Here is a 24,186-nt window from a genome sequence, read left to right as displayed (position 1 = left end):
GGTAACCCGGCCGAGCGGGCGGCGGCCATCGTCAAGGCCACCACGTTCTTCGACGACCCGGACGTGCTCGCCAAGGTTTCCCGTGGACTGGGTGAGGCGATGGTCGGTATCAACGTCGATGACATCCCGGTCCCGCACCGCCTCGCCGAACGCGGCTGGTGAGCTGCGCGACCGACTGATGACTGATCCGGGCTGGCGAAGTCAGGTCGACGGTCCGGCACACCTCACCGGAGCAGGAGCATCACGACATTGACGCCGGCTATGGCGATCGCCGCATAGAACGGCGTTCTGTTCGCGGATCGGACGGTCACCACGGACAGAATGAGAACGGCGCCCATCAAGAGCCAGTGCCGTGCCAGGGGTGGGGTAGCAGTTCCGAGGAAGACAGTGGTCGAGGCGGCCACCAGGGTCAGTGCCGCGAAGATCCGAATATTGCGGGCGCCCAAACGATGTGGCAGTCCCCGCACACCGGTTGCGGCGTCCTCGGTGAGGTCGGGCAGGGCATTGTGCAGGTGCGCTGCGATCCCGAACAGAGCACCGGCTACCGCCATCCACAGCGGTGGAATCGATGCGGAGTCGAGCGACAGCGACACGACGACGGGGAGCCCCCCGAACGCCAGTGCGTACGGGAGCCAGGACGACACCGTGGACTTGAGCCACGCGTTGTATGCCAGGGCAACGCCGACGAGCGCCAGGTGAAGGAGCCCCGCCGCCGGGCCGCACAGCGCGGACGCGACCACGCATATCGCCGAGGACACGCAGGCGGCCCGGCGGACAGCTGTCACGGAGATGCATCCGGTGACGAGGGGCTTGTCGGTACGGCCGGCCATCCGGTCACGAGTGCGATCGAGAAGGTCGTTCGTCCATCCGACGACGAGCTGACCACTGAGAACCGCAATACCGAGAACGACCACGGTGCCCGCGTCCGCATCCATACCGACTGCGATCAGGAGAGTGAGCACGGTGACCGCGGCGGCCGGACCAGCGTGCGCCGTGCGCAGGAGCGACACCGGAGTGGAGAGGGTCATGGCACAACGCTGCCACGCCGCGGTCGAGCGCTCGACGATCCGGGACAATCACCGGCGACTGAGGTCGCTGAAGCAACCAAGTGGCCCCTCTGGTACGGGTGTTCTCGGCGCTGGGTGTGAGAGTGTCAGCAGAACAACTTTCGGGAAGGGACAGTAGATGGCGACGATCGAAGAAATCCTCGAGGTGGAACGTCTCGAGAAGAATATCTTCCGCGGCATCGCCACCGAGACCACGCTTCCCCGCACCTTCGGTGGGCAGGTGGCCGGGCAGGCGCTGGTAGCAGCGGTGCACACGGTAGACCCTAAGTTCACGGTGCATTCGCTCCACGGCTACTTCCTGCGGCCGGGCAACACGACCATGCCGATCGTCTATCTCGTCGACCGCATCAGAGACGGGCGATCCTTCGTGACCAGGCGGGTGAGCGCTGTCCAGGACGGACAGGCGATCTTTACCATGTCGGCGTCCTTCCAGGTCTCGGAGGACGGCATCGAGCACCAGGACGTCTTGCCCGTGGTCCCGCCACCGGACAACCTGCCTCTCGCCCGCGACTCGGATGATCCGGAAATCGCCTGGCTCGCCCGGGAATGGTCCGACTGGGACATCAGGATGGTCGGTGACGGTGACGTCGACCGCCGGCGCGGAGCAGCAGCTCAGCAGCAGGTGTGGTTTCGTTCGCGCAGGACATTGCCCGACGACCCCGTTTTCCACGTGTGTGCGCTGGCGTACATGAGCGACATGACATTGATCGGTTCAACCATGACACCGCACAAGGAAGTGCAGATCAACGGTGCTTCGCTGGATCACGCGCTGTGGTTCCTTCGGCCCTTCCGCGCGGACGAGTGGTTGCTGTACGACCAGACCTCACCGTCCGCAGGTTTCGGCCGGGCAGTGGCACAGGGCCGCATCTTCGATCGGGCCGGCAATCTGGTGGCAGCGGTCGTACAGGAAGGGTTGGCCCGGTTCCTGCGCACCGAATGATGCGTTTGGTCGTCACGGAAGAACCTGCACCGCCGGCTTCGGTGGATGGTCGTAACGCACCTGCAGGTCAGGTGGGTCCACGACGCCGGATGCGTGCCGGGTGAGCGCTGGCACCGTCCAGAGCTCATCGGCGGGTGTGTGCCGTCGCAACGCTCCGTCACTCATCTGGAGTGCCACGGTGACGTCGAAGTCGAGTCCGCGCCCGAGGAGCATCGGACCGGTGACGAGGAGTACCTGCCGCGGGGCGGTGGGAACACGCGTACAACGCGCCGAACGATCGGTGGCTTCGTCCCATAGGCGCGGCAACCAGGCGCCGTCCGTGCGTGCCGACCGCAAGACCTCCCGTTCGAGCGCCTCGTAGTCGAACCACAGCATGCGGTAGCTCAGCTCGTCGTCGCGTCCGTGCTCGAACCGGAGGGAAGCCGGCCGAACGTAGTCGTGGAGCCAGACGACGTCACAGGGGCGCCCGCACTCGCGCAGGGCTGCGCAGACCGCGTCCGCCAGCGTCACGGGTTTTGCGCCGTCGGGTGCGTCGATCGCGACGAGAACGGTGCCGTCGACGTCCAGGCAGCGCCTCGTGACGAGTGTGACCAGCCCTTCCGGGCTCGTCGGTGTGAACATCGTCATGACACCCATCGTGCCTCGCGCGCGAACAGGGCAGATAACCTTGACAGGCACCGTAGGAGGGCACATGGCGAGCATTGAGGACATTCTCGAACTGGAGGCGCTGGAGAAGGACATCTTCCGCGGCGCTGTCCATCCGTCGGTATTGAAGCGGACCTTCGGCGGTCAGGTGGCCGGTCAGTCGCTGGTCTCCGCGGTCCGCACGGTCGACGAGACGTTCCGCGTCCACTCGCTCCACGGGTACTTTCTGCGGCCGGGTAATCCGACCGAGCCGACCGTGTACCTCGTCGACCGGATTCGTGACGGTAGGTCCTTCTGCACTCGCCGGGTCACCGGGATTCAGGACGGCAAAGCGATCTTCACCATGTCCGCCTCCTTTCACGCCGAGGACGCCGGAATCGAACATCAGGACACCATGCCGTCCGTGCCCGATCCCGAGGAACTCGTCGACGCGCAGACCGTCGAGGAATTCGCGAACACCGAGTTGTACCAGGAGTGGAAGGAATGGGACGTGCGTATCATTCCGTCCGATGCCGTCAAGCCGATTCCCGGTATCGCTGCGCAGCAACGTGTCTGGATGCGATACCGCAACAAGCTTCCGGACGACCAGGTGCTTCACATCTGTACGCTCGCGTACCTCAGTGACATCACGTTGCTCGGAGCGTCGAAGGTGCCGCATCCCGGCGTGGTGACCCAGACGGCGTCACTCGATCACGCCATGTGGTTCATGCGCCCGTTCCGCGCCGACGAATGGCTCCTCTACGACCAGACTTCGCCCTCCGCGGGTTTCGGCCGCGCCCTCACTCAGGGACGCATGTTCGATCAGAACGGCGCGATGGTAGCCGCGGTGGTGCAGGAGGGGTTGACCCGCATCCAGCGCGATCAGAACAAGAACGATATCGAGACAGGAAATATGGCATGACCCGTCCCCTCGTCGGTGTACTCGCCCTCCAGGGTGATGTGCGTGAACACCTTGCGGCACTTCAGGATGCAGGCGCCGATGTCGTGGGTATTCGTCGTCCGGAGGAGCTCGACAAGGTCGACGGTCTCGTCATTCCGGGCGGCGAGTCGACCACCATGAGTAAGTTGCTGGAAATCTTCGAGCTGCTCGAGCCGCTGAAGACGCGACTGCGGGACGGCCTGCCCGCATACGGCTCCTGCGCCGGAATGATCCTTCTCGCAAGCGAGATCCTCGACACCCGGCCGGATGCGCAGCATCTCGGCGCGATCGATATGACAGTTCGCCGCAACGCCTTCGGACGACAGGTCGATTCGTTCGAGGCCGACCTCGACTTCGAGGGCATCATCGGCGAACCGGTGCGAGCGGTCTTCATCCGGGCCCCGTGGGTCGAACGTGTCGGTGACGCCGTCGAGGTACTCGCGCGTGTCCCAGAGTCGGGCGGCGCCGCTGCCGGACGTATCGTCGCGGTCCGGCAGGGCCCCGTGGTGGCTACCTCCTTCCATCCAGAGGTGACCGGGGACCGGCGGGTGCACGAGTTGTTCGTGGACCTCGTGCGGGAGGCTTAACTCGCCGCCCGCAGTGCGAGGAGAGAATTGAGGAGAGCGGCACCCTGCTCCGCGGCGGGCACAGTGACCGCGAACTGTCTGCCGTCCTGGTAGGTGAGCACGATCCCTTCGCCGCCTCGCACCACGACCGCGGTGCCTCGTGGACTGAATCGGTAGCCCCATCCACCCCACTCCGCGGGCCGGATGGTGGCCACCTGGGCGGCCTCGATGCGGTCCAAAGATATTCGTCGCCACCGCACGTTCCACGACGACAGGGTCAGACCCGCTCGGTCGACGCGTACACCGACCGAGGCGAACACGCCACCTGACACGGCCAGCACGACGAAGAGTGGGGCGAGCCACCAGAGTCCCATCAGCACGGCTCCGAGAGCGGCAGCCGCCATGACGAGGGTGAGCGCGACGGCCCACAGGCCGCGGGCGTATCCCGTCCATGAGGCCCGTTCGCTGGGCGCGAGAGGTGTGGACAGCGTGGGCGCGGGGCCGTCGATCAGTGTCCGAGGGGTCTTGGGTGTTATCGCGAATACCGCTGCTCCCCAGACTATTCCGAGCATCGGAATGATGATCCACCCGCCTGTCGAGGCGGCGTCGGGGGACCCGGCGTGCAAGGTCAGGGCGACGCCGAGGATCCAGGCCGAGGACACCGTCCAGCTGGTGAGGGCGGCGATCGGGAGCCACAGTGCAGCGTCCGTTCTCTCGCGGGCCACCACCAGCCCGGCGATCACTGCGGCCGAACTGCACACGGCGAGCGAGATCCAGAAATACGCGGTGGAGCTTCCGAACCGGTCCGGCTCCGTTCCCGACCAGTGCTGCGGAATCGCGGGAGGCAGGTCGGCTCCCCACCCGATCCGTGCGAGAACGAGGGCGAGCAGGGGAACCGCGGTGGCGGCAGCCCCGGTGCCGAGGCGCGTGCGGGTGGTCGTCATTTTCTCGAAGTCTCCTTGATCACGTCGATCATCTCGTCTGTGCCCAGACCCAGGCGTCGTGCCTCGGTCACGAATGCTCGGGCTGCTTCGGTGAGCCCGGCGTGGGCGGAATTCGTGTCGGCGCGGATGACCGCACCCCTTCCACGCCGCAGGTCGATCAGTCCTTCGTCACGCAACACTGCGTACGCCCGTAGGACTGTGTGCAGGTTGACGTCGATGGACTCGGCCAGCGCCCGTGCGGACGGCAGGCGGTCGCCGGCCGCGATCTCTCCCCGCATGAACGCTCCGCGCACATTCGCGGCGATCTGTTCGCCCAGTGGAGTGCTCGACCCGTGGTCGACTCGCATCAACATGTTTGCATTCTATGCAAACAATGGAGACAAAAGCGAGTCGGTGAACCGGAACGCGCAGCAACAACAGGGGGGCGGGTAACATCGTCAGAGCTGAAACCGCGCATTCGGCGTGTCAAAGGCAGCAGGAAAGGGGCTTGAATCGCATGAGCGGCCACTCCAAATGGGCCACCACCAAGCACAAGAAGGCCGTGATCGATGCCAAGCGTGGCAAAGCCTTCGCGAAGCTGATCAAGAACATCGAGGTGGCGGCCCGTACCGGCGGTGGCGATCCTGCGGGAAACCCCACCTTGTACGACGCCATCCAGAAGGCCAAGAAGACGTCGGTGCCCAACGACAACATCGAGCGCGCGCGCAAGCGAGGTGCCGGTGAAGAAGCGGGCGGTGCCGACTGGCAGACCATCATGTACGAGGGATACGGACCCAACGGCGTCGCCGTCCTTATCGAGTGCCTGACCGACAACCGCAACCGCGCCGCCGGTGAAGTGCGCACGGCGATGACCCGTAACGGCGGGAACATGGCAGATCCGGGTTCGGTGTCCTACCTGTTCACCCGCAAGGGCGTCGTCACGCTCGAGAAGGGCGACCAGTCCGAGGACGACGTGTTGACGGCCGTCCTCGATGCGGGTGCCGAAGAGGTCACCGACCTCGGTGACACGTTCGAAATCGTCAGTGAGCCCACCGACCTCGTCGCCGTGCGCACCGCGCTGCAGGAGGCGGGAATCGACTACGACTCCGCCGAGGCGGACTTCCGCGCCTCCGTCGAGGTCCCGGTTGATGCGGACGGGGCGCGCAAAGTCTTCAAGCTCGTCGACGCTCTCGAGGAGTCCGACGACGTGCAGAACGTCTACACCAATGTCGACCTGTCCGACGAGGTCCTCGCCGAGCTCGAGGACTGATCGCTCGACAACCGGCGAGGGGTGGGGGAGCCGTGCTCGCCCGCCCCGACTGGTCCTGCGTGTTGGTCCGCCTCACCGTCTCACCCCCCGGCTAAGCTATCGAACAGCTGTTCGGCGTGGGAGAGGTGGCAGGGCGTGCGTGTGCTGGGTGTGGATCCCGGTCTGACCCGGTGCGGATTCGGTGTGGTCGACGGCGGAGGAGGCCGGACGGTCACCCCGGTGGCAGTCGACGTGGTGCGCACACCTGCGGATCTGGAGCTCTCTGCCCGGTTGCTGCGGATCTCCGAGGCGGCCGAGTCGTGGATCGACCTCCACCGCCCCGAGGTCGTCGCGATCGAGCGGGTGTTTTCCCAGCACAATGTGCGCACGGCCATGGGTACCGCGCAGGCCGGTGGGGTGGTGGCGCTGGCGGCCGCCCGCCGCGGAATCCCGGTGTGCTTCCATACTCCGAGCGAGGTCAAAGCCGCGGTCACGGGCAGCGGATCGGCAGACAAAGCTCAGGTGACGGCAATGGTGACGCGCATCCTGCGACTCGCTGCAGCACCGAAGCCTGCGGACGCCGCAGACGCTCTCGCGCTTGCCATCTGTCACTGCTGGCGGGCGCCGATGATCGAACGCATGGCCCGGGCCGAGGCGGCCGCGGCCGAACAGAAACGTCGATACCAGGCCCGATTGGCCGAGGTGAAGAAGGCAGGTACACGATGATCGCGTCCGTCCGCGGCGAGGTACTCGAGATCGCGCTCGATCATGCGGTGATCGAGTCCGCGGGGGTGGGATACCGCGTCAACGCGACCCCCGCCACCCTCGGAGGGCTGCACCGTGGAAGCGAGGCACGCCTGATCACCGCCATGATCGTGCGCGAGGACTCCATGACGCTGTACGGCTTTCCCGATACGGAATCGAAGGAACTCTTCGGCCTCCTCCAGACGGTGTCGGGGGTAGGGCCCAGGCTCGCCATGGCTACTCTGGCCGTCCTCGAACCGGATGCGTTGCGCACAGCCCTGGCCGAGGGCAACGTGACGGCTCTGACCCGGGTGCCGGGAATCGGCAAGCGGGGAGCGGAACGGATGGTAGTGGAACTGCGCGACAAGGTGGATGCGGTTGCGTCGTCCTCGGGCGCCGTGGCGATCGCTGCCGGGGGTGGGTCGGTCCGCGATCAGATCGTCGAAGCTCTCGTCGGCCTCGGATTCCCGGCCAAGCAGGCCGAACAGGCCACTGATTCCGTCCTGACCGAAGCGCCTGATTCGACGACGTCCTCAGCGTTGCGCTCCGCGCTCTCCCTGCTCGGGAAGTCGCGATGAATCTCGAACCCGACGCGGAGTTCGAGGAAGAGTCGCCGGTATCGGCCGACCTGGTTGCCGGCGACGGCGACATCGAAGCCAGCCTGCGCCCCAAGAACCTTCACGACTTCATCGGTCAGCCACGCGTGCGGGAACAACTCCAGCTCGTCCTGACCGGCGCCAAGATGCGAGGCGGTACCCCGGACCACATACTGTTGTCCGGCCCACCTGGTTTGGGAAAGACCAGTATGGCGATGATCATCGCCGCCGAACTCGGCTCCTCGTTGCGGTTGACCTCCGGACCTGCGCTCGAGCGGGCCGGTGATCTGGCCGCGATGCTCAGTAACCTCGTCGAGGGGGACGTGCTGTTCATCGACGAAATTCATCGCATCGCCCGTCCGGCCGAGGAAATGCTGTACCTCGCGATGGAGGATTTCCGGGTCGACGTCGTCGTCGGCAAAGGCCCGGGCGCCACGTCGATTCCGCTCGAAGTGGCCCCTTTCACGCTGGTCGGAGCTACCACTCGCTCGGGGGCACTCACCGGGCCGCTGCGCGACCGGTTCGGGTTCACGGCTCACATGGATTTCTACGAACCTGCCGAACTGGAGCAGATTCTCATGCGATCGGCAGGAATCCTCGGTGTGCAGCTCGGCGAGGAAGCCGGCGCGGAGATTGCCGGCCGGTCCCGCGGCACGCCCCGTATCGCCAACAGATTGCTGCGCCGTGTGCGGGACTACGCCGAGGTTCGTGCCGACGGCAACATCACCCGCGACATCGCCCATGCGGCACTCGCGGTGTACGACGTCGACCAACTGGGCCTCGACCGTCTCGACCGTTCCGTTCTCAGTGCCCTCGTCCGAAGCTTCGGTGGCGGCCCTGTCGGCGTGTCCACCCTCGCTGTTGCGGTGGGTGAAGAGCCTGCGACGGTCGAAGAGGTCTGCGAGCCGTTCCTGGTCCGCGCAGGCATGATCGCCCGGACACCCCGCGGTCGTGTGGCAACGGCCGCCGCGTGGACCCAACTCGGACTGACGCCGCCGCCGGACGCCGTCGCCGGGGGAATAGAGGTGCGGGTCAACGAACCGCAGGCCTCGTTGTTCGATCCGCAAGACCCCTGACCGCCCGGGCGGAAACTCGCCGCCGTGTGCCGACCGAACCGGTGTACGGGACGGTAATGGCACACTGGTGTACTGCATCGGTCCAACCGGGACCTGTGCGTTACGGATCGTGCGACATACCTCGAGGTTGACTTACCGATGGACTTTCTCTTCCCGCTCCTGATTCTGGCGCTGCTCGTCCCCATGTTCCTGGGGATCCGCCGGCAGAAGAAGGAGGTGGCCAAGACCACTGCTCTCCAGGAATCACTCTCGGTCGGCGACCGCATCCTGACCACTGCGGGTCTGCACGGGACAATCGTCGCGATGAACGACGACACGGTCGACCTCGAGATCGCTCCCGGCGTGATCACGACCTGGTCGCGCCTGGTCGTCCGCGAGCAGATCGTCGACTCCGCGATCGAGTCCGGCGAGCCTACGCCGAACGCTGTGCCCGAGGATCACGACAACGGCGGAGATACCACGCCGCGGTTGAACAAGGATTGATCGACGCGTCCACGGCGTACCTCGCGTAGCCCACGCGTCCGAGGCGCGCCGGGCGTTGCCCCGGGCTGAGCCCTGCGACGGCGGCGGGTGCCCACCGAACGTTCCACTCGAACTGCACGTACTGAGGAGACATAGAGATCGTGGCACCTTCCACAGGATCGGTGCATCCCGTCCGCTACCTCACCGTTTTTGCGGTGCTCGTGGCGGTTCTGTATGCCCTGGTGTTCTTCACTGGTGACAAGTCCGCGACACCCAAGCTGGGCATCGACCTGCAAGGCGGGACCCGAGTCACCCTCACGGCGCGTACGCCGGACGGCAGTAAGCCGACGCCGGACAGCCTGCGTCAGGCGCAGGAGATCATCGAGACTCGCGTGAACGGACTGGGAGTTTCCGGTTCGGAGGTGGTCATCGACGGTGACAACCTGGTGATCACCGTCCCTGGTGACGACAGTGCGCAGGCGCGCTCGCTCGGCCAGACCGCACGCCTCTACGTGCGTCCCGTGCAGACGTCGCAGGCGGTTGCCGCGCCCGGCACGCAGGCGCCCGCCGGCGAAACCCCCGCCGAACCCACCGGGACCCCGGAGCCCGCCACGCCTGCGCCGGTACCACAGAACCGTCCGTTCCCGGCACAGGACCCGTCGGCGCCCGCCGAACCGACACCGTCGGACGAGGCTGCTCCGGCCGAAAACCCGGGGTCCGAGACCGCTGAGGCCGCCGACGAGATCGCGGCGGCCCGCGCGAGCAGGCAGAGCACGGACCCGGCGGTACAACAGGCGGCGATGGCGACGCTCGACTGCTCGGTTCCCGACCCGCTGCGTGGAAACGACGATCCGGCGCTGCCCCTGGTGGCGTGTTCCACCGACGGTCAAGCGGTGTACCTGCTCGCGCCGTCGATCATCGACGGGCAGGAGATCGCCGACGCCACGTCCGGATACAATTCCCAGCAGTCGCGGCACGAGGTGAGCCTGACGTTCAAGACCGAGGGCAGCAACACCTGGGCCGCGTTCACATCGCAGAACATCGGCAAGCAGGCTGCCTTCACCCTCGACTCCAAGGTGGTCAGTGCGCCGGTAGTCCAGGGCGCCACGCCCGCCGGCAGCTCCACCTCGATCACCGGTTCGTTCACGGCGGCCAGCGCCAAGGAACTGGCGAACACGTTGAAATACGGCTCGCTGCCCCTCTCATTCGCCGCGTCGGAGGCCGAGACGGTGTCGGCGACGCTCGGTCTTGCCTCGCTCGAGGCCGGTCTGATCGCCGGTCTCGTGGGTCTGATCCTCGTCCTGCTCTACTGCCTTCTGTATTACCGCATGCTCGGGGTGCTCACGGCGTTGTCGCTGGTGCTGTCCGGCGTGATGGTCTACGCGATCATGGTTCTGCTCGGCCGGTACATCAACTTCACCCTCGATCTGGCAGGTATCGCCGGTCTGATCATCGGTATCGGAATGACGGCAGACTCGTTCGTGGTGTTCTTCGAGAGAATCAAAGACGAGATGAGGGAGGGCCGGAGTTTCCGGTCCGCGGTTCCGCGCGGCTGGGCTCGGGCGCGCCGCACGATTCTCTCCGGTAATGCGGTGAGCTTCATCGCCGCCGCGGTCCTCTACGTGCTCGCCGTCGGTCAGGTGCGCGGCTTCGCATTCACGCTCGGCCTGACCACGATCCTCGATGTCGTCGTCGTCTTCCTGGTGACGTGGCCGCTGGTCCACCTGGCCTCGAAGTCGCCGTACTGGTCCAGGCCGGGCGTCAACGGGCTCGGAGCCGTGCAGCAGATCGCCAGGGAACGTAAGGCTGCCGCAGCGTCGGCGAAGGAGTCACGAGTATGAGCGAATCGACCACGTCCCAGACCGGATCCCGGGCGGACGCCGAAACCTCGCTGTCCGACTCGGGTGTCGACCAGGCGTCCATGCCGAAACACAGCCTGCTCTCCCGGCTCTACACCGGAACCGGCGCATTCGAAATCATCGGGCGGCGACGCTTCTACTACATCCTGACGGGCGTGATCGTGCTCGTCTCCCTGCTGAGCATCCTCGTTCGTGGGTTCACCCTCGGTATCGATTTCGAGGGTGGGTCGCGTATCCAGTTCCCCGTGGGCGACGGCGTCGACACCGCGCAGGTGGAACAGGTCTACAGCGACGCACTCGGAATGGATGCCGTCACCGTGCAAACGGTGGGGTCGGGATCGAGTGCAACCGTGCAGATCCGGTCCGAGGCGCTCAATGCAGCTCAGGTGGCCACACTCCAGGATGCGTTGTACGAGCAGTTCCAGCCCAAGGACGGCAACGGCGCGGTCAGTAAGAACACGATCAGCGTCGCGGACGTCAGCGAGACGTGGGGAGGTCAGATCACCCAGAAGGCGTTGATCGCGCTGCTGGTGTTCCTCGTGCTCGTCAGCGTGTACATCGCCGTTCGGTTCGAACGGGACATGGCGATCGCCGCGATAGTCGCCCTGTTCTTCGACATCACCGTGACGGCCGGTGTGTATTCGCTGGTCGGTTTCGAGGTCACGCCCGCGACGGTCATCGGCCTGCTCACCATCCTCGGCTTCTCGCTCTACGACTCCGTGGTGGTGTTCGACAAGGTGGATGAGAACACCCGTGGCATTTTGCACCTGACCCGCCGCACGTACGCGGAGCAAGCGAATCTGGCGGTCAACCAGACACTGATGCGGTCGATCAATACGACGCTGATCGGCATCCTGCCGGTTCTCGCGCTGATCGTGATCGCGGTGTGGATGCTTGGTGTCGGCACCCTGAAGGATCTAGCGTTGGTTCAGCTCGTCGGCATCATCGTCGGCGCGTATTCGTCGATCTTCTTCGCGACACCGTTGCTGGTGTCCCTCAAGGAGCGGTGGGGTCCCGTGGCTGCACACACACGTAAGGTGCTCGCTCGCCGAGCCGCACTCGCCGAGGGTGGGTCGATGAAGGCGAGTGCCGCCGTCACTGCCGGGAGGGGAGCGGCCGGAGCCGCTGTGGGTGCGCCCCGGCCCGGAACGCGCCCCACCGGGAAGCGTCACAAGAAGAGGCACTGACATGCGCCCATCGTCCCGACGTCGAGCCCGACACCGCCGCGCTGCGGTGGTGTCGGGCGCAGGCCTGCTCGCCACCGTATTGTTGGCGGGCACGCTCGCCGGATGCTCGGACGAGGGGGAGCAGATCCCGTCCATCGGGTACGCCATAGACAGCACCGTCACCACCTACAACGCCGGGACCGTGGCGGGCTCGGTGTCGGGGGCACGGCAGGCGTTCGCGCGCGTACTGCCCGGATTCAGCTACACGGGGCCGGAGGGCGGGCCGGTGACCGACACCGACATCGGTACGGCGAACGTCGTGCCGGGCGACGCCCTCACCGTGCAGTACAAGCTGAACCCCAATTCGGTTTACTCCGACGGGGTCCCGATGTCCTGTGACGATCTGGTGCTGGCCTGGGCTGCGAACAGCGGGCGGTTCATCCGTCCCGACGACGGAGCGGTTCCGCTGTTCGATGCGGCCAGCACTGCCGGCTATTCGGACATCGACCGTGTCGACTGTCAGACCGGGGCCAAGGAAGCTACGGTGACGTTCAAGGCGGGGCGAAACTTCACGGATTGGCGCGCGCTGTTCGGGGCAACGTCGATGATGCCCGCCCATGTGGTCGCCGGTGCGGCAGGTGTCCCCGATCTCGTTGCTGCCGTGCAGAATTCGGATAGCGAAGCGCTCGGGCGGGTCGCGGACTTCTGGAACGACGGATGGACGATGACGCCCGGCGAACTCGACCTCGCCCTGTTCCCGGCTTCCGGTCCCTACAAGGTCGAGTCGTTCTCCGCGGACGAGGGCCTGGTGCTGGTAGCGAACGACCGCTGGTGGGGAAATCGTCCCGCCACCTCGCGCATCGTCGTGTGGCCCAAGTCGACCGAACTGGGAACCAGGATCTCGGACGACTCCGTCGAGGTGGTTGATGTGGCAGCGGGATCGGTCCCGGACCTCGATCTCGGCAGTTTCGACGTAACCGACGTGCCTTCGCGCAGCGTCGAGCAGTTCGTGCTGTCCACGTCGGGGCTGTTCGAGACCCCGGCCGGGCGCCGCGCCTTCGCCTCGTGCCTGCCCCGTGAGGAGCTGGCCACGGAGTTCGGGACGGTCGCAGACGAAGGCGCCGCCGCAGGATCCGTCGACACGCGGTTCACCGCACCCGACAGTCTCGTGTACGAGTCGGTCGCGGCAACCGCCGGCGGCCGGTATGAAACTCCGGACACGACCGCAGCCACTGCGGCGCTGGCAGAAACCGACGCGACTGCGGCCACCGTGCGCATCGGTTACCTGGGACCCGATCCGCGCCGCGCCGCGATCGTGGCCGCCGTGACGGCGGCGTGCGCTCCGGCCGGGATCACCGTGCAGGACGCCGGGTCGCCGGAATTCACCCCGTCGATGCTGCGCGACGGACAGGTCGACGCAGTGCTCGCAGGAACGGCGTCCGCCCCAGGCGCCGCCGGGACTGCGGCGCCGACTACGGCGATGTATGCACTACGCAGCGGCAGCAGAAACAACTTCGGGGACTATGCCAACGGCCGAGTTGATCAAATCGTCGATCAGCTCGCGGTCGACAGCTCCACCGCAGCGCAGCTGGCCTTGTCCACCGAAGCCGAGAACATCCTCTGGTCGGAGGTGCCCACGGTGCCGTTGTTCAACCAGCCCCGCACGGTCGGGTTCGCTGCGGGTTTGGAAGCAGGAGCGGTCAATCCGACGCGTTCCGGCGCCGGATGGAATATGGACAGGTGGGTTCTGCGGCGGTGATCGACAACTCTTCCGCATACGACGTCGTCACCCGGCTCACGCGGTGGGCCGACGACTTTCCCGAGCCGGGGGTGCGGTTCGCGGATCTCACCCCGGTGTTCTCGGATGCGGCGGGATTCCGCGTCGTGGTCGACGCACTCGCCGCAAGCGCGCCGGACGCCGAGGTGATCGCCGCCGTCGACGCGCGCGGATTCCTCCTCGGTGGCGGAGTGGCACGAGAACTCGGCTCCGGTGTGGTGGCCGTGCGCAAAGCCGGCAAGCTTCCGCCGCCGGTCCTCGCGCAGTCGTACACGCTCGAATACGGGACGGCGACGCTGGAAATCCCCGCCGACGTCCTCGGATTGGACGGGCGTTCGGTGCTCGTCGTCGACGACGTCCTCGCCACCGGCGGAACGATCGAGGCCACCGCTCGTCTCCTCGAATCGGCAGGTGCCGTGGTGATCGGTGTGGCGGTGGTTCTCGAGATCGCGGTGCTCGGTGGGAGGCGGCGGCTCGGAAAGTACCCGCTCACGTCCCTCGTCACGGTCTGAGTACTAAAGTTGTGCCTGGTGGTGCCGAAAGGCCCAGCTAACCAGTGGTAGGAGGTGACGGCATGACTTCGAATCTCGATCGGTCGCAGAACGCGAAATCCCCTTCGTCTGCACAGTCCGATGCCGAGTCACCTGTAGCGGATCCCGCTTCCGGCAACAGCCGCGGAGCACAGGGATTTGCCGTTCCGGCGTCTGCATCGCGCCGGGTACGAGCGCGACTCGCCAGGCGCATCACGGGGCAACGGAACGCGACCATCCGGCCGGTTCTCGAGCCCCTCGTCAGTCTGCATCGCGAGCTCTATCCCAAGGCCGATCTGGCCCTTCTCCAGCGCGCGTACGACGTTGCCGAGGAACGGCATGCCAGTCAGAAGCGAAAATCCGGTGATCCGTACATCACCCACCCACTCGCCGTCGCCAGCATCCTCGCCGAGCTCGGCATGGATACGACCACTCTGGTCGCAGCGTTGCTGCACGACACCGTCGAGGACACCGGGTACTCGCTGGCACAGCTGACCGAGGAATTCGGCGACGAAGTGGCGCACCTCGTCGACGGCGTCACTAAACTCGACAAGGTCGTACTGGGTAACGCCGCGGAGGGCGAGACCATCCGCAAGATGATCATCGCGATGGCGCGCGATCCCCGCGTGCTGGTGATCAAGGTGGCGGACCGCCTGCACAACATGCGGACCATGCGGTTCCTGCCGCCCGAGAAGCAGGCCCGGAAGGCCCGGGAAACACTCGAGGTGATTGCCCCGCTGGCTCATCGGCTGGGAATGGCGACCGTCAAGTGGGAGCTCGAGGATCTCTCGTTCGCGATTCTGCACCCCAAGAAGTACGACGAGATCGTGCGGCTGGTCGCCGACCGGGCGCCGTCGCGGGATACGTATCTGGCCAAGGTGCGCGCGGAGATCAACGCCACCCTGACGGCGTCGCGCATCAACGCGGTGGTCGAAGGCCGACCCAAGCATTATTGGTCGATTTATCAGAAGATGATCGTCAAGGGACGCGACTTCGACGACATCCACGACCTGGTCGGTGTGCGGATCCTCTGCGACGAGGTCCGCGACTGCTACGCCGCGGTCGGTGTGGTCCATTCGCTGTGGCAACCCATGGCGGGCCGGTTCAAGGATTACATCGCGCAACCCCGCTACGGCGTCTATCAGTCGCTGCACACCACCGTGGTCGGGCCCGAGGGCAAGCCGCTCGAAGTGCAGATCCGCACCCACGACATGCACCGGACCGCGGAATTCGGTATTGCAGCGCACTGGCGGTACAAGGAGACCAAAGGCAAGCACTCCGGCGATGTCGCCGAGGTCGACGACATGGCGTGGATGCGGCAGCTCCTCGACTGGCAGCGTGAGGCCGCCGATCCGGGTGAGTTCCTCGAATCTCTCCGCTACGACCTCGCAGTCAAGGAAATCTTCGTGTTCACCCCCAAGGGTGATGTGGTCACATTGCCCGCGGGGTCGACGCCGGTCGACTTCGCGTACGCCGTCCACACCGAGGTCGGGCATCGCTGTATCGGTGCCCGGGTCAACGGGCGGCTGGTCGCCCTCGAGCGCACTCTCGACAACGGGGAAGTGGTGGAGGTCTTCACCTCCAAAGCGGTCAATGCGGGCCCCAGCCGCGACTGGCAGTCGTTCGTGGTGTCCCCGCGGGCGAAGACGAAGATCCGGCAGTGGTTCGCCAAGGAGCGCCGGGAGGAGGCGCTCGAAAACGGCAAGGACGCGATCGCGAAGGAAGTGCGACGCGTCGGTCTCCCGCTGCAGCGACTGATGAACGCCGAGTCAATGGCCGCCATCGCACACGAACTGCACTACACGGACGTGTCGATGCTGTACACCGCGGTCGGAGAAAGCCACGTGTCCGCGCAGCACGTCGTGCAGCGCTTGGTCGCCCACCTCGGCGGTGTGGGGGACGTGGAGGAGGAGCTGGCCGAGCGGTCCACGCCGTCCACCATGCCGATGCGCCCGCGCAGCACCGGCGACGCCGGTGTCCTCGTACCGGGAGCGGAAGGTACCGTCGCGAAACTGGCCAAGTGCTGTACCCCGGTTCCCGGCGACGAGATCATGGGTTTCGTCACCCGTGGCGGCGCGGTCAGCGTGCACCGGACCGACTGCACCAACGCCGGCTCTCTTCAGGAGCAATCCGAGCGGATCATCGAGGTCCAGTGGGCGCCGTCGCCGTCGTCGGTGTTTCTCGTCGCCATCCAGATCGAGGCACTCGATCGGCACCGGCTGTTGTCGGACGTCACCAAGGCTCTCGCGGACGAGAAGGTGAACATCCTGTCGGCGTCGGTGACGACGTCCGGTGACCGGGTGGCCATCAGCAAGTTCACGTTCGAGATGGGCGACCCGAAGCACCTCGGGCACGTGCTGAACGTCGTACGGAATGTGGAGGGCGTCTACGACGTCTATCGGGTGACGTCCGCCGCCTGACATACCCGCTGTCCATGCACGAACGGGACGTTCGTTCGGTTGGGTCGAACGAACGTCCCGTTCGTGCAAGCGTGGGACGGTGCCGGGAAGGTAAGGGGTCAGCCGACCTTCGCGGTTTCGATCTGGACCGGGGTGTTCGGTTTGCCGCCCCCGGCCGACATGGAGCCGTCGTCGCCGTCCGCCGCCACCGTCTCGACGGTGGTGAGGCCCTCATCGGAAATGGAACCGAACACGGTGTAATTGGGCGGTAGCACCGAGTCGGCGTAGACGAGGAAGAACTGGCTGCCGTTACTGCCCGGCTGTCCGCTGTTTGCCATCGCGACGGTGCCGCGGGGGTAGACCACCGGCTCGGCCAGTGCCGGATCGTCCGCCGCGAACGCGGTTTCGGGGTATTCGGTATCGAACCCGTAACCGGGACCACCGGTTCCGACGCCGCTGGGATCGCCGCATTGCAGGACCTGCAACCCCTGTTCCGTCGTCAGGCGATGGCACGGGGTGTCGTCGAAGTACCCCTGCTCGGCGAGGCTCACGAAGCTGTTGACCGTACACGGAGCATCGGCGCGATCGAGGGTCAGACCGATGGGGCCGGCACTGGTGGTGAGGTTCACCGAGACGGTGCCTGCAGTGGACACACCTGTAGCGGACGGTGCGGTGACGTCCTTGGCAGGCGGACGTCCCGCCGGGTACGAGCAGTCGACGGTGGCCGCTGCCGGCGTCGGCACCGGCGGCAACGTGCCGAAGCGAGAGAGGTCGAGCGACTGCGCCGCGGCGCTGGTGGGGGACGCCTTCGAGGACGTGCTGGTCGCCGAACCGCCCGAGTCGGACGAGTCCGAGCAACCGGCGAGGAGGACCGCGAGGCTCAAGCCTGCAACGAAGATCGAGGTGCGTTTCATCGGTCCATCCTCACACGGGTCCTCAATCCATCCGGACGGACTTGATGTCGATCGGAAGGTTCGGCTTGCCGCCGCCCGCCTGCATCGAGGCATCGTCCCCGGCGGCCGCGACCTTCTCGATGGTGGCGATGCCGGTCTCGTCGATGGTCCCGAAGGCCGTGTACTGCGGCGGCAGCTGGGAATCGGCGTAGACGAGGAAGAACTGGCTGCCATTACTGCCCGGCTGACCGCTGTTGGCCATCGCGATGGTTCCGCGCGGGTACGTGACGGGGACCTGCAGCGACGAATCGTCGGCGGGGTACTGGTCGGTGGGGAACTCGTTCGCGAAGCCGTAACCGGGTCCGCCGGTACCGGAACCGGTCGGGTCACCGCACTGCAGCACCTTGAGCCCTTCGGAAGTGACGAGCCGGTGACACGGTGTGTTGTCGAAGTAGTTCTGGCTCGCGAGGCTCAGGAAGTTGTTGACCGTGCAGGGGGAGTCGGCGTTGTCCAGCGTCAGCCCGATATTGCCCTGGGTGGTCTCCACGCTGACGCTGACGTCGGTGACCGTGGTGTCGATGTCCTCGGTGCGCGGCGGGTTCACCTGCCTGGCCGGCGGCTGATTGTCCGGGGTGTACGTGCATGAGACCTTCTCGGGCAGCGGCTCCGCGCGGCCCGCGGGCATGACACCCGGCGACTGGGGCGAGGCGGACACCGACTCTGCGGCGGAGGCTTCGCTGGTGTCGTCGTCACCGCTGGTGAGGGCGAAGACGACCGCGCCTGCGGCCACCACCAGCACGACACCCAGTACCGAACCGGCAATGGTCAACTGCCTGCGCTTGCGTGCTCTGTCCGCACGGCGCTCGAGCTGACGCTCGAGCTTTCGTTTCGCTGCTTCCCGGCGCTGCTCGTTGCTCGGCACTGCGGTGGTCCTCCCGTTCGGTCTTCTCTGGCAGTCGGTCGATATAGCAGTTGGTCTGTGTGATCTACCCCCGGCACACGACCTCCAGAGTCTGCCATCCGAACCTGAGAACAGGCTGGCGGGGCGGCGGCTTAGGCTGTAGCGACTGCAATGATCATTCGAACAGGAGCGTCGCGCGTGCTCGTCACAGGATTTCCGGCCGGGATGTTCCAGACCAACTGCTACATCCTCGCCCAGGACGATGCCCGGGAGTGCGTCGTCGTCGACCCCGGTCAGGATGCTGCGGGCCCGCTGGTCGAATTTCTCGCCCAGTCGGATCTCACACCGACGGCGGTGTTGCTCACGCACGGCCATCTCGACCATGTCTGGAACGCCCACGAGGTATGCGACAAGTTCGGCATCCCCGCATACATCCATCCCGAGGATCGGTACATGTTGTCCGACCCCGGCCGGGGTATCGGGCCGACGATGAAGCCGTTCATCGAGGGCATGGAGTTCGTCGAACCGAGCGAGGTGATCGAACTGGCGGACGGTGACAGGATCGATCAGGCCGGTATCTCGTTCGTCGTCGATCACACTCCGGGACACACGCAGGGGTCCGTCGTGTTCCGGACCCGGGTCGACACCGAGAACGGTGCGGTCGAGGTCGCCCTGACCGGGGACACCCTCTTTCAGGGATCGATCGGGCGCAGCGACCTGCCCGGGGGTAACCACGAGCAGTTGCTGCAGTCCATCGCCGCCAAACTTCTCGTCCTCGCCGATGACACGGCGGTGCTGCCCGGGCACGGCGGATCGAGTTCCATCGGCGCCGAACGCGCATCCAACCCGTTCCTCGTTGGACTCCCGGGATCGAAGTAAGGAAAAGTAGCGACAGTGAGCAAAGCCAGCACCTTCTCCGCCCCCAAGGGCGTTCCCGACTACGTCCCGCCGCAGTCCGCTGAATTCGTCGCAGTGCGCGACGGGCTCACCAACGCTGCGCGACTGGCCGGATACGGCCACATCGAGCTTCCCATTTTCGAGGACACCGGGTTGTTCGCCCGTGGTGTCGGTGAATCGACGGACGTCGTCAGCAAGGAGATGTACACCTTCGCCGACCGGGGTGATCGATCGGTGACCCTGCGACCCGAAGGCACCGCCGGAGTGATGCGTGCGGTAATCGAGCATGGTCTCGACCGGGGCCAATTGCCGGTGAAGCTGAGCTATGCGGGTCCGTTCTTCCGCTACGAGCGTCCGCAGGCCGGACGTTATCGGCAACTGCAGCAGGTCGGGGTCGAAGCCATCGGCGTCGACGATCCGGCACTGGACGCCGAGGTCATCGCTGTTGCCGACGCCGGGTTCCGTGGGCTCGGGCTCGAGGGCTTCCGGTTGGAGATCACCTCGCTCGGTGATGACACCTGCCGGCCGCAGTACCGGGAACGTCTGCAGGAGTTCCTCTTCCGCCTTCCGCTCGACGAAGAGACGCGTCGGCGCGCAGAAATCAATCCGCTTCGGGTTCTCGACGACAAGCGCAAGGAAGTGCGGGAGCTGACCGCGGACGCCCCTCTCATGCTCGATCATCTCTCCGACACCGCGAAAGCGCATTTCGACGAGGTACTTGCCCATCTCGACGCGTTGGGTGTGCCGTATGTCGTCAACCCGCGGATGGTTCGCGGGCTCGACTACTACACCAAGACCACGTTCGAGTTCGTGCACGACGGTCTCGGTGCACAGTCCGGCATCGGCGGCGGCGGACGCTACGACGGCCTGATGGCGCAACTCGGCGGTCAGCCGTTGTCCGGCATCGGTTTCGGGCTGGGGGTCGACCGCACCGTGCTGGCCCTGGCAGCGGAGGGAAAGTCAGCAGGGTCGCCTGCGCGGTGCGAGGTCTTCGGCGTACCCCTCGGCGACGAGGCGAAGGCGACACTGGTTGTCATCGCGCAGCAGTTGCGGGCTCAGGGAATTCGAGTCGATCTGGCGTACGGGAACCGGGGGGTGAAGGGCGCGATGAAGGCTGCGGACCGTTCCGGCGCCGCACTAGCACTCGTGCTGGGTGATCGCGACATCGCCGAAGGAACCATCGGGATCAAGAACCTGGCCACCGGTGACCAGGAGTCGATCTCGGCGGCGGACGTCGTCACGCATGTCGGAGCGATCCTTGGCGCCTGAACACAACCCGCCGGTGTCACTCGACCTCGTCCCCATCGAGCTGATTGCGCCGCGGCTGAAGCGGGTTGCGATGATCGTCGTCCTGGTCGGCGTGGTTGTGGGCGCCGTGCTGAGCTTCTTCGCTCCGCTATGGCTAGCCGTGGTGGTGGGCGGTGTGATCGCCGTCCCTACCGCCCTGTCGGTGCTGCTCACGCTGCGCCGCAAGGTCGAGCTGGAGCACGGCGTGATTCGCTCGACCGGGGGTCTGCGAACCTGTCAGGTCGATGTCACGAAGGCGGTGGCGGCCGAGGTGGTGGTGCGCTCGGCTCGGGTCAGCGAAGTGAGTGTCCGTATCACCGACCCCGACGGCATCCTTGCGGTGCCGTTGGCGCTCTACACCAACGACGGCGGACGCGAGCTGGATGTGCTGGGGCTTCGGAAGCTGGCGGACGCACTGACGACGAGTGAACTGGTGCCGGCGGCAGCGATCGCCTCCGTACTCATCGAGCAGTTACGGGCCGAGGCGCGTGACGCGGCGCTGACCGAACGGCCGTTGTTCCGGGCGGTGGACTTGGTGCGTGCCGCCGGCCGCATCCCGACCACCACGCTCACCGATCACGAGGTCGCAGCACTCGTCGACTGAAAACGAATGCAGGTGGGGCCGGCAGTGCGCGTCCGGTCCCACCTGCGGGCTCAGTTCCTCGTGTCGATCGTTCCGTTGTCGAGATCTTCGCCGCCGATGACGGCAGGAGCAACCATCGGAAGGTCACCGACGAAGGCGTTGCTGTCGCCCGCGTTCACCAGGTAGCCGGGTGTGGTGCGGCCGGTGAGCTGTTCGTCGGCCCCGCGGCCCGTCGCCATTCCTGCGCCACCGCCCATGGCTCCCAACGGGCCGCCTGGACCTGTACCCATTCCCGTCGTTGTCGATGTGCCGAACGCTCCCGGCGTCCCGGTGGCATTCGGAGTCCCCGCCCCGGTAGCGCCGGGCGGAACGGGACCGACCAGCGGTGTACGCGGCACGGAAGCGCCGCTCCCAGAAGCTGTTCCGCCGCCCGCGCCGTACACGCCGATTCCGGTGCCACCTGCGATGCCCACCGAACCGGGGACGCCGTGCGCCGCACCGGCCGCCGCGGCAGGGCCTGACCTGGTCACGACGGACTCTGCGGACACGTCACTCGGCGAGACACTTGCGGCCTTGGTCGTGGCCGAGACGAGTTGATCGAGGCTGTCGGTGACCGTGGAGACCATCGGCGTGCCGACGCTCTCGAGCACGGTGCCGGCAACAGCGAACGGCGACGGCGGTGCGGCGGCGGCGGCCGGTCCGGGCGGCGGCGGTACGGGCACCGGTGCCGCGAGGCCGTTCATCGTGAGAGTCTGCTCGTTCAGCTCGGTTCGCGTCTGCGTAACCACTCCGATCGCAGCCTTGATGTGTTCGGCGGCCGACGCGAGGAGCATCGCCTGCCCGGGCGGCGTCATCACCATGGGCGCTGCAGCGACCGCCGTGGCTGCGAACGATTCGGAGATGGTCATCAGGTTCGCATTGCCACGAGCCACCGACGCAGCAGCAGTCTGGGTGGTCCCGGAGATTTGCGTGCCACGCTCGCTCAACTCGGCGCCGCTCGCCTGAGCCTGCTGTCCCTGCGTCTGCGCGGCCTGCGCCGCCTGGCTCTGCCAGATGTGGTCGAGCGCCTTCAGCCCCGACATGCTCACGGACATGGCCTGATCGATCAGACCGGAAGACATGTCGAGGATCGATGTCGGATCGAAGGATCCGAACGTCCCGGAACCGAAGCTGCCCGCCAGGTCGGTGAGCGGCTTGAACAACTCGTCGACTCCCGGCAGCTCGGGCAGGCCCTGTCCCTGGAGGAGGGCTTCGACGGGATTCGGAGGCAACGACGGAAGAGCCGGCAGCGGTGGCAGTTCCGGAAGCGCCCGCGCGGCGATTTCGCCGAGCGGGGCTTCGAGCAGTGGGGCGAGCGGTGAACCCTGCAGCGCCTCGAGTGGAGTGCTCGGCAGCGGGGTGTTCAGAGCCTCGCCGACCGGAGAACCCTGTAGCAGATCCAGGATCGACGGGTGTCCGGTCTCGCCGGCGGGCTCGGGAGATGTCATGCGATGCCTCCGATGGCGCCGCCGATGTCTCCCAGGGCGCCGCCGTTGGCGGCGTCGACAGAATCGTAGGAGGCGGCGGTGGCCCCGGCCGCGACAGCGGTGTGGGCGTAGTGGGATGCCAGTTCGGCCACCGACTTGGCATGGTTGCCTTGTGCCACCGCGAAGGACGCGAGGAAGTCGGCTCCGATCGGGCCGAACACCGGCACCAGCGCGGCGAGATCCGCACCGAGGTCGATCGCAGCAGCGCTACTGATCTGCTCTGCGGCCTGCGCAGCGGTGGCGCCGTAATTCCTGATGCCGTCCGTGACGACAAAGACATCGCTCAAGATAACCCCCCAAGGTAGTAAGCGTTCGCCAGAGTTTATCTCACAGATCCGACCTCGGCGGCCGGAGGTCGCGAGGCGTGCCGCCCGCCATCTCGGCGAGGAGAACCCGTGAACGCGCACGGATCCCGTCGAGCGGCGTCGCCCATCCGAGAGCGCGCAAGCAGGCGTCGGCGAGGAGCGCCGCGGCATCAGCGCTCTCTGGTACCGGTACCGCTCCGCTCTCGACGTCGGCCCGGGTCGCGATGGCGCTCTCGACGATGCGGAAAGGGAGATCGGTGAGGCCGGGGACCACTTCGGTGTCGCCGCCCGTGATCTCGATGAGCGCCTGTTCGGCGTAGTGCTGGTAGTGGGAGCGCAGCCGCATGCGTTGCGCGCGGAACGGGGCGAAGCGTTCGGTGCGTAGTTCGGGCAAGAGGTAGAGGGCACCGAGATTCCAGCGCGTGCCGGTGAGTTGTGTGACGTCATAGGTGGCCAGGGCGTGCAGGCGCACGACGGCCGGCGCATCGACAGTCGCGAGTAGTCGGGCGGTGGCGAGCGCGGGGGAGACCGTTTCTTCGAGAAGCGCCACCAGGATCTCCTCCTTGTTGGCGAAGTGGTGATAGAGCGATGCCTGTCTGATGCCCACCATGTCGGCGATCTCGCGTGTCGAAGTGGCAGCAAAGCCCTTGGTGGTGAACAGCTCTCCGGCGGCGTCGAGTATCTCCTCGGGCGTCGTCCGACCCGGTCTGCGTTGGCTGGTCAGTCGCGGTCGTCCCGGCCCGGTGGTCACCTGTTCATGATGTCAGGTCGGTCCTCCACGCCACCGTGGGCACCCGCCGTGAGCGTTCCGTCATACCCCGGAAACCTCTGCAACGATCCTGTTACAGCCGGGGCCGATCTGTATACGTCCGCGTC

25 protein-coding genes and 1 pseudogene are annotated in these 24,186 nt (G+C 66.3%); 17 read left to right on the top strand and 9 right to left on the bottom strand.

From position 1 onward, the window contains the following. Positions 1 to 162, top strand: a pseudogene (locus NOF53_RS28055) (pyridoxal 5'-phosphate synthase lyase subunit PdxS); the annotation flags it as partial. Between the two features lie 62 nt (positions 163 to 224). Here NOF53_RS28055 and NOF53_RS05635 read toward each other — a convergent pair. Continuing rightward, positions 225 to 1,028 (bottom strand): UbiA family prenyltransferase, encoded by an 804-nt coding sequence (locus tag NOF53_RS05635; protein WP_255966243.1) that lies wholly within the window; start codon positions 1,026 to 1,028, stop codon positions 225 to 227. Positions 1,029 to 1,185: 157 nt separating this feature from the next. On the opposite strand from NOF53_RS05635, the gene NOF53_RS05630 reads away from it, so the two are divergent. Continuing rightward, positions 1,186 to 2,007 carry an acyl-CoA thioesterase gene (locus tag NOF53_RS05630; protein WP_255966241.1) on the top strand — a complete coding sequence of 274 codons (822 nt, stop codon included), beginning with the start codon at positions 1,186 to 1,188 and terminating at the stop codon, positions 2,005 to 2,007. 12 nt (positions 2,008 to 2,019) lie between these two features. Here NOF53_RS05630 and NOF53_RS05625 read toward each other — a convergent pair whose 3' ends face one another. After that, positions 2,020 to 2,643 carry a nucleoside/nucleotide kinase family protein gene (locus NOF53_RS05625; RefSeq protein ID WP_255966271.1) on the bottom strand — a complete coding sequence of 208 codons (624 nt, stop codon included), beginning with the start codon at positions 2,641 to 2,643 and terminating at the stop codon, positions 2,020 to 2,022. Positions 2,644 to 2,698: 55 nt separating this feature from the next. Here NOF53_RS05625 and NOF53_RS05620 point away from each other — a divergent pair, with 55 nt between their 5' ends. Together NOF53_RS05620 and pdxT are read left to right on the top strand one after the other, a co-directional pair. Next, positions 2,699 to 3,553, top strand: coding sequence for an acyl-CoA thioesterase (locus tag NOF53_RS05620; protein ID WP_255966239.1), 855 nt, complete (start codon positions 2,699 to 2,701; stop codon positions 3,551 to 3,553). Continuing rightward, entirely contained in the window at positions 3,550 to 4,158 is a 609-nt protein-coding gene (gene pdxT / locus NOF53_RS05615) for a pyridoxal 5'-phosphate synthase glutaminase subunit PdxT (RefSeq protein WP_255966238.1), read from the top strand. Before NOF53_RS05620 ends, pdxT begins: the two co-directional genes overlap by 4 nt. On the opposite strand, the gene NOF53_RS05610 is transcribed toward pdxT, so the two are convergent. Beyond that, positions 4,155 to 5,081, bottom strand: coding sequence for a hypothetical protein (locus NOF53_RS05610; RefSeq protein WP_255966236.1), 927 nt, complete (start codon positions 5,079 to 5,081; stop codon positions 4,155 to 4,157). The two genes, pdxT and NOF53_RS05610, sit on opposite strands and share 4 nt — an antisense overlap. Further along, positions 5,078 to 5,434 (bottom strand): GntR family transcriptional regulator, encoded by a 357-nt coding sequence (locus NOF53_RS05605; protein ID WP_255966234.1) that lies wholly within the window; start codon positions 5,432 to 5,434, stop codon positions 5,078 to 5,080. The genes NOF53_RS05610 and NOF53_RS05605 overlap by 4 nt, the downstream gene beginning before the upstream one ends. Positions 5,435 to 5,577: 143 nt before the next feature. Here NOF53_RS05605 and NOF53_RS05600 point away from each other — a divergent pair, with 143 nt between their 5' ends. The 10 genes from NOF53_RS05600 (at position 5,578) to NOF53_RS05555 (ending at position 16,939) form a co-directional block, all read left to right on the top strand. Next, positions 5,578 to 6,330 (top strand): YebC/PmpR family DNA-binding transcriptional regulator, encoded by a 753-nt coding sequence (locus NOF53_RS05600; RefSeq protein WP_255966232.1) that lies wholly within the window; start codon positions 5,578 to 5,580, stop codon positions 6,328 to 6,330. 135 nt (positions 6,331 to 6,465) lie between these two features. After that, positions 6,466 to 7,035, top strand: coding sequence for a crossover junction endodeoxyribonuclease RuvC (gene ruvC, locus NOF53_RS05595; protein WP_255966231.1), 570 nt, complete (start codon positions 6,466 to 6,468; stop codon positions 7,033 to 7,035). Beyond that, positions 7,032 to 7,631, top strand: a complete 600-nt coding sequence (ruvA, locus tag NOF53_RS05590) for a Holliday junction branch migration protein RuvA (RefSeq protein WP_255966230.1) — start codon at positions 7,032 to 7,034, stop codon at positions 7,629 to 7,631. Before ruvC ends, ruvA begins: the two co-directional genes overlap by 4 nt. Next, positions 7,628 to 8,725, top strand: a complete 1,098-nt coding sequence (ruvB, locus tag NOF53_RS05585; RefSeq protein WP_255966229.1) for a Holliday junction branch migration DNA helicase RuvB — start codon at positions 7,628 to 7,630, stop codon at positions 8,723 to 8,725. The genes ruvA and ruvB overlap by 4 nt, the downstream gene beginning before the upstream one ends. A 138-nt stretch (positions 8,726 to 8,863) precedes the next feature. Further along, entirely contained in the window at positions 8,864 to 9,208 is a 345-nt protein-coding gene (gene yajC, locus NOF53_RS05580) for a preprotein translocase subunit YajC (RefSeq protein WP_255966228.1), read from the top strand. Positions 9,209 to 9,348: 140 nt separating this feature from the next. Then, positions 9,349 to 11,028 carry a protein translocase subunit SecD gene (secD, locus tag NOF53_RS05575; protein WP_255966227.1) on the top strand — a complete coding sequence of 560 codons (1,680 nt, stop codon included), beginning with the start codon at positions 9,349 to 9,351 and terminating at the stop codon, positions 11,026 to 11,028. Continuing rightward, positions 11,025 to 12,233 carry a protein translocase subunit SecF gene (gene secF, locus NOF53_RS05570; RefSeq protein WP_255966226.1) on the top strand — a complete coding sequence of 403 codons (1,209 nt, stop codon included), beginning with the start codon at positions 11,025 to 11,027 and terminating at the stop codon, positions 12,231 to 12,233. The genes secD and secF overlap by 4 nt, the downstream gene beginning before the upstream one ends. A 1-nt stretch (position 12,234) precedes the next feature. Continuing rightward, positions 12,235 to 13,971 carry an ABC transporter substrate-binding protein gene (locus NOF53_RS05565; RefSeq protein ID WP_255966225.1) on the top strand — a complete coding sequence of 579 codons (1,737 nt, stop codon included), beginning with the start codon at positions 12,235 to 12,237 and terminating at the stop codon, positions 13,969 to 13,971. Next, on the top strand, positions 13,968 to 14,501 hold the full coding sequence (locus NOF53_RS05560; RefSeq protein ID WP_255966269.1) for an adenine phosphoribosyltransferase: 534 nt from the start codon (positions 13,968 to 13,970) through the stop codon (positions 14,499 to 14,501). Before NOF53_RS05565 ends, NOF53_RS05560 begins: the two co-directional genes overlap by 4 nt. Before the next feature lie 62 nt (positions 14,502 to 14,563). Then, on the top strand, positions 14,564 to 16,939 hold the full coding sequence (locus NOF53_RS05555; protein ID WP_255966224.1) for a RelA/SpoT family protein: 2,376 nt from the start codon (positions 14,564 to 14,566) through the stop codon (positions 16,937 to 16,939). 98 nt (positions 16,940 to 17,037) lie between these two features. On the opposite strand, the gene NOF53_RS05550 is transcribed toward NOF53_RS05555, so the two are convergent. Together NOF53_RS05550 and NOF53_RS05545 are read right to left on the bottom strand one after the other, a co-directional pair. After that, positions 17,038 to 17,832 (bottom strand): peptidylprolyl isomerase, encoded by a 795-nt coding sequence (locus NOF53_RS05550; protein WP_255966223.1) that lies wholly within the window; start codon positions 17,830 to 17,832, stop codon positions 17,038 to 17,040. 22 nt (positions 17,833 to 17,854) lie between these two features. Continuing rightward, positions 17,855 to 18,733 carry a peptidylprolyl isomerase gene (locus NOF53_RS05545; RefSeq protein ID WP_255966221.1) on the bottom strand — a complete coding sequence of 293 codons (879 nt, stop codon included), beginning with the start codon at positions 18,731 to 18,733 and terminating at the stop codon, positions 17,855 to 17,857. A 177-nt stretch (positions 18,734 to 18,910) separates the two neighbouring features. Between NOF53_RS05545 and NOF53_RS05540 the strand changes: the two genes are divergently transcribed. Genes NOF53_RS05540 through NOF53_RS05530 form a run of 3 tightly spaced genes read left to right on the top strand, consistent with a single transcriptional unit; the run spans position 18,911 to position 21,500 of the window. Further along, entirely contained in the window at positions 18,911 to 19,591 is a 681-nt protein-coding gene (locus NOF53_RS05540; protein ID WP_255966220.1) for an MBL fold metallo-hydrolase, read from the top strand. A gap of 15 nt (positions 19,592 to 19,606) precedes the next feature. After that, a complete protein-coding gene (hisS, locus tag NOF53_RS05535; protein WP_255966219.1) occupies positions 19,607 to 20,878 on the top strand; it encodes a histidine--tRNA ligase in 1,272 nt (423 codons plus the stop codon). Next, positions 20,853 to 21,500: a hypothetical protein gene (locus NOF53_RS05530; protein WP_255966218.1), complete on the top strand. Its 648-nt coding sequence runs from the start codon at positions 20,853 to 20,855 to the stop codon at positions 21,498 to 21,500. Before hisS ends, NOF53_RS05530 begins: the two co-directional genes overlap by 26 nt. Positions 21,501 to 21,550: 50 nt before the next feature. On the opposite strand, the gene NOF53_RS05525 is transcribed toward NOF53_RS05530, so the two are convergent. Genes NOF53_RS05525 through NOF53_RS05515 form a run of 3 tightly spaced genes read right to left on the bottom strand, consistent with a single transcriptional unit; the run spans position 21,551 to position 24,061 of the window. After that, positions 21,551 to 22,966 (bottom strand): hypothetical protein, encoded by a 1,416-nt coding sequence (locus NOF53_RS05525; RefSeq protein WP_255966217.1) that lies wholly within the window; start codon positions 22,964 to 22,966, stop codon positions 21,551 to 21,553. Then, entirely contained in the window at positions 22,963 to 23,292 is a 330-nt protein-coding gene (locus NOF53_RS05520; protein WP_255966216.1) for a type VII secretion target, read from the bottom strand. The genes NOF53_RS05525 and NOF53_RS05520 overlap by 4 nt, the downstream gene beginning before the upstream one ends. A 40-nt stretch (positions 23,293 to 23,332) precedes the next feature. After that, the gene (locus tag NOF53_RS05515; RefSeq protein ID WP_255966215.1) at positions 23,333 to 24,061 is read right to left on the bottom strand and encodes a TetR/AcrR family transcriptional regulator; all 729 of its coding nucleotides are present in this window, start codon (positions 24,059 to 24,061) and stop codon (positions 23,333 to 23,335) included. Positions 24,062 to 24,186 lie beyond the last annotated feature (125 nt).

Source organism: Rhodococcus tibetensis, assembly GCF_024438035.1.
Lineage (GTDB): Bacteria > Actinomycetota > Actinomycetes > Mycobacteriales > Mycobacteriaceae > Rhodococcus_F > Rhodococcus_F tibetensis.
The sequence above is the reverse complement of the archived record's forward strand: the minus strand, read 5'-3'. Positions and strand labels throughout refer to the sequence as shown.